Origin of the sequence: Maribacter dokdonensis DSW-8 (genome assembly GCF_001447995.1) — a bacterium.
Lineage (GTDB): Bacteria > Bacteroidota > Bacteroidia > Flavobacteriales > Flavobacteriaceae > Maribacter > Maribacter dokdonensis.
In genome coordinates, this window is sequence record NZ_LDPE01000013.1 from 1 (window position 1) to 6,047 (window position 6,047).

Sequence of the window (6,047 nt, forward strand, 5' to 3'; positions counted from 1 at the left end):
AACAAAGAACTGAGATAAAAAACAAACAAATTCTTCTTTAATCCGAGACAATATTATTTCAGGCTCATAGATTCAATAACTTGATTCTTTGAGCTTTTTTTATTCGATCTAGCTTCTATTTATCTAGGCAATATTGAAACGTAAGTTTCATCATATGGCCTGCCAGATTTTGCAATGGCAAAAGACTGCTTTAAAAGTTTGTTGGCAACGGCTATCAGTGCCAGTTTCTTGCTCTTTCCCCTGTTCACGATCCGCTCATAAACCTCTCTGCATGCCCTATTGTGCTTACAAGCGTTAAAAGAACATAGAAATAATAGGTTGCGAAGTTTTCTATTGCCGACCTTACTTATTCGCGCACGACCTCTCACACTGCTCCCCGATTCCCGTATCGTTGGGGTTATACCTACATAGCTACAAAGCTGTGCCGCATTTTCGAACTTATTGAACCCATCGGTGACCACTATTAGGAACAATGCAGTCTTTTGACCTATACCGGGTATTGACATCAATAAAGTCAATTGCTCCTGTTGGTCCTCTTTTACCAATGACAGAATCTTTGATTCGATAGCGGCTACCTCTTTATTGAGCAGTTTCTTATTACGTATCAAGGAACGATAAACAAACTTTGAAGGTATGCCCAGAACAGCTTCTCCGTGTATCTTGTTCTTGGTCGCGGTACGTTGTTTTAAATAGATATCCAATAACCGGAACAACTGTAAGCATTCGCTCTGGATATCCGTCAAGGCATTGTAAATAGGTACCTCGTTGACCAGTGCATATTCACATATAGCCTTGGCATCGCTCTTATCCGTTTTTACTTTAGCCAGTTTCATTTGAATGAAACGTTTTACGGATAATGGGTTTACTACTGAAACTATTACCCCATTTTTGTAAAGAAACTGGGCAAGTCTATAATGATAATAACCGGTAGCTTCCATAACGACCAATGAACATTTGGGCAGTTCCTTAAGGAATTTCTTAAATCCAGTTTCATCGTTCTTATACTGGTCGTGACCTTTGTTACTACCATGTACATCAAAGACATCTTTACTGATGTCGACTCCAAAAGTTTCTTTATATTTATTCATAAGATATGTTTTACGAAAGAACCGGCTACTTCTGCTCACAACAACTTGAAAACGAGATCTAAGGTCTCACAGAACTGAACGTGATCTAAGTAGTAAAAGAGAGAGGATTATCAATGTTGTCGAAGTCTAAAGCTTCACCGTATATAGTAACCTTAATTCTCTCTTTTGTTCTTTCTAGTTATATCAACAATTTACTGAGAATCAAACTTAAGATGTATATAAAACATAGCTATTATAGGATTTCCGAGAGGTTTATGTGTATTTACGAAGACCGCCAAATTTTTAAATTTGGCTTTTTGAGAAATTTAAGATAAAAAGAAAAATTCAAAAATTCGGCTCGTTTATAATCCGAAACGAAAATGTTTTTTAACACGCTACGTTTCATATACGGAGACGTTAAATAAATTAAAAGCAAACCAAATGAATAGAAAAATCAAAATTCTAACCTTATTAATTGTAACTGTTTTGTCGACAAATATTCTGAAAGCCCAGACAAAAATTGACGAAATCACCACTGAATTTTTTAAGACATATGAAAAGTCGCCTCAAGAAGCGGTTGATTATGTTTTTGGAACAAATAAATGGATGATGGACAGAAATAAGGACGGTATTGAAAATGTCAAAACCCAATTAACAAGTTTTCTTGGATTAGTTGGAGATTATTATGGTTACGAAAAAATTACGGAAAAAAGTGTTGGAGAAAGTTATAAACTTGAGAGTTATATGATGAAATATGACAGACAACCTGTTCGATTTACATTTGTTTTTTATAAGCCAAAAGACAAATGGCAAGTTCAAAATTTTCAATATGATGACAATTTAGATGATGAATTGGAAGAATCTGGAAAAGTATATCGTCTGAAAGAAAATTGGGAATAAAAGCTAATTACAAAACGCCATAACTAATGGCTTGTTCTCATCTACTTCTAAGAACACCAAAATATTATATTTACCTTAGCCATCAATTGAACATATAGCATCACCCCCCACAAACCCAATAAATGACAAAAGGCTCCGAAATTATTGCAAACAGGTACAGAAACTTTATTAAAACCGTTTGCGAAACAGACATTGTTTATGCACTGCAGAACCATGAAGGCTTTGCCATGGCCAGCTCTGTGCAATATGGTGACGAGTTTGATCAACCTGTAGGCATTCTATGTTTTTGGGCCATACAGGGCAGGGCAAATTCTTGCATTATTAACCAATGGGCTGACTACCGTATTACCGAAATTTCCTTAACCGAATTTATTGAAACCTGGGGCGTAGGCATGGAAAATGACGGTATACTAGCCGGTATTGGGTTTGACCAAAAAATGTTCGGCTATGAAGCCAAACCTTTAGATTTAATCCTTGACCTGGTAGCTGAAATAAAAGCGACCAAAAAGAACATATCACTTCAAAAATTCGAAAATCTTACCGATTTAGAAGAACAGGCAAAAATTGCCAATAGGTAATATTTTGCGTTAAAAAATCTTTTTATCAAAGTATAGATTACCACAAGAGGTTCTTAATTTGCCGCTACACCGCAAAATTCAACCTTACTCGTAATCGTCATGATGACCGCCATTGTTGTACTCATTGTATCTGGAGCCCTTATCATAGGTGCGCTTTGGGGTCTGTACGGAAATTTATCCAAACGTTTAGAAGGCTTTTTAGTGGCGCTTGCCGGTGGGGCGTTATTGGTTTCCGCCTTGTTGGAATTAATCTATCCCGCACTTGAGAAAAACTCCGTACCCATTGCACTATCCACCGTCTTTGTAGGTGCCATAACCTTTACCGTGTTAGATTATTGGGTGAAGGAAAAATGGAACTCACAAAGTGGCGGCGGCTTACTTGCTGCCATTACTTTAGACGGCATACCTGAAAACTTGGCATTGGGCGTGTCTTTAATTGGCGCAAGTCCGTTATCCATCGCGGCATTATCGGGATCTATATTATTATCCAATTTACCCGAGGCGGCAGGTGGCGCAAAGGAAATGGCAGAAAATACCGATTCTAAAAAGAAAATTCTTTGGCTATGGATCGGCACTGCACTAATATTATCGGCAGCAGCCTTACTTGGGCATTTTCTACTTGCCAACCTACCTACCGAATATTTGAACTACATTAAATGCTTTGCCGGTGGTGCCGTAGCGGCATCTTTAGCTTTAGAGGTTTTTCCAAAAGCGTTTAAAGAAGATAAGTATTGGACAGGTTTGGCTACTGCCATAGGTTTAGTTTTGGCGCTATATTTAAATACTTTAGGGGAGTAATATAAAAATATACGAGGGTTTATAACGTCATAATTTGCCAAACAATCACCACACAACCCCATAAAGCAAAACTGAGAAGTGTCATAGTTTAAAGATTGCTTGTTTTATACTATTGTAAAAAACACTGCTATGCAAAAGGTATCTTTCACCGAAAATTTAGATTTCAACGATAAAAAAATGGTTACTCAAGTTCTTTTAGAGACATCGTTCTCTTAAGAGATACGCATCTTGTTGAGAAAAGGCCAACTCATGAAAGAACACAAGGCTCCTTTCCCGATTATAGTACATATAGTAGAAGGAAATATAGATTTTGGGGTTGAAGGTACTGTCCGTGTACTGAAACAAGGAGATATGATTACCTTAGCAGCCAATATTCCGCATGACCTTTTAGCGAAATCGGATATCATTGTTCGCCTTACACTTTCTAAACTTGATGCCGCGGAACGAGTAGAAAAAGTTGTGGCAAATTCTTAAACTTAGCGCATGACCAAAATTACAAATAGAGATGATGTGAGCCTGTTAGTGCATACGTTTTATGATAAAATAAGACAGCACGAATTGTTGGGCCCCATTTTCAACGGACATATTTCCGAAGAACAATGGCCGGCACACCTCAGCAAACTCACCGATTTTTGGGAATCTAACTTATTTGGGGTACGCACGTTTAGAGGAAGCCCCTCTAAAGCTCATGTGAACGTTGATAAAAATCTAAACCATACAATTTCTCAAAATCATTTCGCACAGTGGTTACAACTTTGGTTCGAAACTATCAACGAACTCTTTGAAGGAGAATTAGCGGACAGAGCTAAAGAAATGGCACGCCGTATGTCTACAGGGCAGTATATTCATATTTGGCAGAATAGACCGAGGGAATAGTTCTCAGTGTTTTAGTGAATTAGTTTGATAGTGAAATAGTGAATAGTTGCTACAGGCTACGGGCTACGGGCTACGGGCTACGGGCTACGGGCTACGGGCTACTTAAATATCAAAATTTTAGCAGCTAAATACGATTCAATAAAAATAAGTCTATTCTCTATATTCTATGTTCTCTCTTCCAATTTTAAAATTCTCACTTAATACTTTGTACTTAATACTAGCTTTGAACGCTTTGAGCGCTTTGCGTTCGGCGTATGGCGATTTACCCTTGACGCTTAAAAATTTCTTACCTTAGTCTTTGGCGTATAAATGGATGTTTACTACAAATACTTAATGCTATGGATTACCTTTCCCCTACTTACTTTTTTGATTTTGAAAGTGAAGAAATTCAGGCCATTATTTCAGAATTTAAAGATGCTTCTTTGTCACAAAAAGAAATAGCCATTGGCTTATACATCAAGGTGAGAGACCATTGGCGCTATGACCCCTACAACTTAAGCTTTAACAAGGAGAAATACAGAGCCAGTGAAATTGCGAAACGCAGCAAAGGACACTGCGTTGACAAATCGATCATACTGATTGCTTGTTTACGTGCCATGGGCATACCGGCAAGAATACATTTGGCGAAAGTTAAAAACCATATTGCGGTAGACCGCCTAATTGAAAAATTTGGATCCAACGAATTAACTCCGCACGGTATGGTAGATGCTTTTATAGCAAACAAATGGCTTAAACTCTCCCCCACTTTCAATGCCTCTTTATGCGAAATGCTGCATGTTGCCCCTTTAGATTTTGACGGGGAAAATGATGCCGTTCTACAGGCTTTCAATAAAGAAGGTACCCAGTTTATGGAATATTTGGAAGATTATGGTCATTTTGAAGACGTACCCGTAGCATTTATGGCACAAAATGCCCGTGAACACTACCCCAAAATATTTGATAACGGTACCAACCAGACCGAGTTTCAATTGTAAGTTTAACAAATTTTAATACTTAAGGACGTAACGGTATCAACAACGAATTACTATTTGTAGTACATTCGATTTCAAATTTTGTACACTTTGAAGAACATCACTTTACTACTGACTCTACTCTTTTTATCGGCAACTATGATGGCGCAAGAACCTATGGTTTGGAACCCGGATTATGAGCTACAATTGACCGATTATCAATCTGCAGAATCCGAAATTAATGCTAACCTCACCTCCTATTCCATATATTCCGGTGCCAAAATAGACTTCAGCTTTAACATGAATTCGGTCTCGTTTATGTTCACCAAGAACTTTAATGACAAGGTAAAGGCCATTTTTCAAAAAAACCTTGCTGTTTTAGTAGCCCCGGACACCTTGACCGCCAATCAGCTATTACAATTTGGACGCTACGATTTTGACCTGGTGGAACTATATGCAAGAAAAATAAGGAAAAAGATATACGAGGAAAAAGGTGCTTTTAGCGACTCAAAATTATTTCAACCTATTTTTAACGAGCTACAGGAAGAAATGAATACGGTAAGTGCACAAGTCTTTAAAGCAACCGATTTTGGCAAAGATGCAGAGCTCCTTTTAAAAGAGCACAACAAAGTCATAGATGGCATTAACCAACTCTCTGACTTCTGTATGACCTGTAAGCCCAAGAAAAACAGGAAGTAGTTGATGGTTGTTCGTTGATGGTTAATTAAACGCTTCGCGTTTTTTGTATTAAGTATTAAGTACATAGTACTAAGTTGTAAAATTGTTATCGGAATTCTTTGCGTGTTCCAAACCTGTTCTCGATACATTTTCTTTCAGAAAACACTCGAACTGACATAGATAGATAATTTCAACAGCTT

Annotated in this window: 8 protein-coding genes; 7 read left to right on the forward strand and 1 reads right to left on the reverse strand. The window is 37.6% G+C overall.

Annotated features, from left to right (window positions below; all coding sequences use genetic code 11):
- Positions 1-119: 119 nt before the first annotated feature.
- On the reverse strand, positions 120-1,088 hold the full coding sequence (locus tag I600_RS18705) for an IS110 family transposase (protein WP_058105098.1): 969 nt from the start codon (positions 1,086-1,088) through the stop codon (positions 120-122).
- 420 nt (positions 1,089-1,508) lie between these two features.
- Here I600_RS18705 and I600_RS18710 point away from each other — a divergent pair, with 420 nt between their 5' ends.
- From I600_RS18710 to I600_RS18740, 7 genes are all read left to right on the forward strand, one after another.
- Positions 1,509-1,967, forward strand: a complete 459-nt coding sequence (locus I600_RS18710) for a hypothetical protein (protein ID WP_058106093.1) — start codon at positions 1,509-1,511, stop codon at positions 1,965-1,967.
- A gap of 122 nt (positions 1,968-2,089) precedes the next feature.
- The gene (locus tag I600_RS18715; protein ID WP_058106094.1) at positions 2,090-2,545 is read left to right on the forward strand and encodes a DUF2750 domain-containing protein; all 456 of its coding nucleotides are present in this window, start codon (positions 2,090-2,092) and stop codon (positions 2,543-2,545) included.
- A gap of 99 nt (positions 2,546-2,644) precedes the next feature.
- Positions 2,645-3,343: a ZIP family metal transporter gene (locus I600_RS18720; protein WP_058106095.1), complete on the forward strand. Its 699-nt coding sequence runs from the start codon at positions 2,645-2,647 to the stop codon at positions 3,341-3,343.
- Between the two features lie 249 nt (positions 3,344-3,592).
- The gene (locus I600_RS18725; protein ID WP_317038740.1) at positions 3,593-3,817 is read left to right on the forward strand and encodes an AraC family ligand binding domain-containing protein; all 225 of its coding nucleotides are present in this window, start codon (positions 3,593-3,595) and stop codon (positions 3,815-3,817) included.
- A gap of 36 nt (positions 3,818-3,853) precedes the next feature.
- Entirely contained in the window at positions 3,854-4,219 is a 366-nt protein-coding gene (locus I600_RS18730) for a group III truncated hemoglobin (RefSeq protein ID WP_317038741.1), read from the forward strand.
- A 338-nt stretch (positions 4,220-4,557) separates the two neighbouring features.
- Positions 4,558-5,193, forward strand: coding sequence for a transglutaminase-like domain-containing protein (locus I600_RS18735; protein WP_058106097.1), 636 nt, complete (start codon positions 4,558-4,560; stop codon positions 5,191-5,193).
- Between the two features lie 87 nt (positions 5,194-5,280).
- Positions 5,281-5,868 carry a hypothetical protein gene (locus tag I600_RS18740; RefSeq protein WP_157490945.1) on the forward strand — a complete coding sequence of 196 codons (588 nt, stop codon included), beginning with the start codon at positions 5,281-5,283 and terminating at the stop codon, positions 5,866-5,868.
- Positions 5,869-6,047 lie beyond the last annotated feature (179 nt).